The sequence below is a fragment of the Streptomyces sp. NPDC001157 genome, assembly GCF_053598255.1.
Genome location: NZ_JBSFJW010000083.1, coordinates 1 through 3,476 on the forward strand (window position 1 = coordinate 1; position 3,476 = coordinate 3,476).

The window sequence follows — 3,476 nt, forward strand, 5'->3', positions numbered from 1 at the left end:
TATGACGCGGCCTCGTATCTGACGCGGATCGAGTACGGATGGGCATCACAGATCCCGGGCGCGCAGCTGCCGGCCGAGGTGACGCTCTCCCATGTCGGCCGGTGTTCGGACCGGATGACGGAAATGGACCCGCTGAAGAACGCGGTCTCGCCCTGCCCGTCGATCTCCGATCACCCCTCGGCCTACCCGGATGTGCCCACCGACTTGATCTGTGACGGTACGGCGGCGGACGACTCCTGCAAGAGCATCACCGGCGTGACGTACTCGCCGACGTTCTTCTCCACCGACATGCTGTGGGACATCCACACCTGGGTGCGGGACAACGACACCTCGGCCTGGGCGCAGGCCATGCAGTACCAGATGAAGTACGGCCTGCCCGACCCGTCCGGCACCATCGGCCACCAGTTGTGGCTGGACTACGTGGAGCGCCGCGGCTACGGCGACGGCGACGACATCACCCTGCCCACCATCAACTTCAATGGTGAGTGGAAGGACAACCAGGTCGGCTCCAGCCTGCTGAACTTCCGCCGGGTCAACGAGGTCCACGGCGACCTGGGCTCCTTCGTCGATGTCACCTACGCCCAGCCGGACGCGTGCGACATCAACAACCTCCCGAGTGAGTCGTCGAACACGCAGGACTGTTTCAAGCAGACGTGGATCCCTGAGGGGGATACCACGAAGCACAGTGGCTGGTTCAAGAAGTACCTGGTCAGCAAGGTCACCTCGGACGCGGGCGTGGGCAAGGGCGCCAACGACGATGGCGATCCGGTGATGACGACCACGTATGAGTACCACGGCGGTGCGGGGTGGGCGTTTCCCAACGATCCGCTGACGCCGGACAGTGACGAGTCGTGGTCGGACTGGCGTGGTTATCAGCAGGTGGAGGTGTTCACCGGCACGAAGGCCAACGCGGCCTCGACGTATTACTGGCTGTATCGAGGCCTGGACGGCGACCGCACCGACAAGTCGGACTCCTCCAAGACGCGCAGCGTCAGTGTCACCGACGGAAACGGCACCCCCTACGCCGACCATCCCTGGCTCAGTGGCCAGGTGCTGGAGTCCAGCCGGCGTGACGGCACCGGCCAGTCGCACGAACGGGTGTGGCACGACTACTGGTCCTACGACACCGCGACCTACGACGGACTGCCCGACGCTCGCTTTGTGCGGGAGTCCAAGACCACCACGGACGATCTGATCTCGGGTGGTGCCTGGCGCGAGCATGTCGTCAACGACGTCTACGACAACTCCTCCTCGACCAGCACCAGCTACGGTCTGCCGGTACGCACCGAGGATTTGGGCGACAACGCGGTCCAGAACGACGAGCGCTGCACGGTCTACGGTCGGGCCTACAACACCGACACCTTCCCCAACTCCGACGTGAAGCGGTGGATGGTCCTTCCGGACGAGACGATCCACCACTCCACCGACTGCAGCAGCCGCAGCAGCGCCAACATCGACAGCGACACCATCACCCTGTATGACGGGGCATCGTCGCTGGCCACGGACAAGCCCACCGACGGTAACGTCACTTCAGAGATCACCGACCTCGATGCGACGCACTCCCGGAAGGTAACCAACACCTACGACAACGCCGGCCGTATCCGGACCACGACGGACGCCAAGGGCAACGCCACCAACGACCCGGCGAACCACACCACGAGCACAACGTATTCACCGGAGACGTCCTGGCCCACCAGTGGGGTGAAGGTCACCAGCCCGGACCCGGACGGGAACGGCTCGGGCACCCCGCTGTCCAGCACGACGTGGTACTCGCGGCTTTGGGGCAGCCCGTACAAGATCCTGGATGCCAACGGGCAGACCACCCGCATTGACCATGACGCGGTCGGACGCACCTGGAAGGTGTGGAATCCGACCGAGATGAGCGGCTACACCGCCGGCACCACCCCGTCGATGAAGTTCACCTACACCATCACCACCAACCCCAACTCGGACGGTGTGCCCTACCTGGTCAACCGCACCGATGCACCGCCGGTGGTCAAGAGCGAAACTCTGCAGTCCGGCAGCACATACGTGGCCTCCTACGCGTACCTGGATGGTCTCGGCCGGACCCGGGAGACCCAGACGACGGCACCGGGGGGCACGGGACGGACCGTGGTCTCCACCCGGTACGACACCTCCGGCAACGTGACCGGTACCTCGGCCCCGTTCTACAACACCGGCAGCGCCGGTTCCGGGATGGTGAACCCGACGGTCGCCTCGCTGCCGTCCTACACCGACCTGCTGATCGATTACGCCGGGCGGACCACCCAGTCGCGGATCATGGTCAACGGCAATCCGCAGATCCAGGGCCAGACGATCACCAACTACCACGGCGACTACACCACCACAGTCCCGGCGGTGGGGGAGCGCACCAACACCTACACCGACGTGTACGGCCAGACGTCGAAGGTCGTCGAGTTCGGCCCCTCGACCTACACCACCACATACGAGTACACGGCGACTGGCGAGCTGTGGAAGATCACGGATGCCAAGGGCAACGTCACCAGCTACACCTATGACTGGGCCGGCGAGCGCAAGACGACCACCGACCCGGACGCCACCACCGACCCCACCACCAAGACCGGCTCCTCGTCCACCACGTACGACGACAACGGCAACATCTTCACCACGACCGACGCCGTCGGCGCCACGTTGACCTACGCGTACGACAATCTGAACCGGCCGCTGACCGTGAGCCAGGGCAGCACCGTGCTGTCTGCTCACACCTACGACACGGCCACGGGCGGCCTGGGCCAGCTTGCCTCATCTACCTCGTACTCGGGCGGCAAGGCCTATACCAGCGCGGTCAAGGGGTACGACGCGAACGGCCGCGCAACCGGCATCACGGACACGCTGCCCAGCGACAGCATGGGCATGGCCGGCAGCTACACCTACGACTACGGCTACGACACCGCAGGTCACCGGACCAGCGTCCACTACCCGGCCATGGGCGGGCTGCCCGACGAGACGGTGACCACCGCCTACGACGGCCTCGGCCTGCCCACCACAGTCACCGGCGTCCTCACCAGCGGCGGCAATACCACCAACGTCACCTACGTCGACGCCACCAACTTCGACACCCTCGGCCGCCTGACCGGCCGCACCTACGGCACCTCCGCCACCACCACGACGACCGCGCAGCGCAGCTACGCCTACGACGATGCGACGGGTACGGGCTGGCTGAGCAACATCACGACGACCACCAGCACCAAGGGCACGGTCCAGAACGACACCTACGCCCGTGACGCGGGCGGCCAGACCACGGCACTGAAGGACAACCTGACCGGCCAGAGCGAGTGCTACACCTACGACGAGCTCAACCGCCTCAGCCGGGCCTGGACCACCGAGGCCTCCACCGGATGCTCCGGCCCGTTCACCCCGGACCTGACCAGCACCACCCTGTCCCCCTACCAGCAGGACTACACCTACGACGGCATCGGCAACCTGCAGAAGGTCACCAACACCACCTCCTCCGG

General features: G+C 65.5%; 1 protein-coding gene. It reads left to right on the forward strand.

Annotated elements, in window-relative coordinates:
* Positions 1-3,476, forward strand: a 3,476-nt coding sequence (locus ACWDAG_RS47610) for an RHS repeat domain-containing protein (protein ID WP_450701846.1), incomplete at both ends; no start/stop codon positions are given.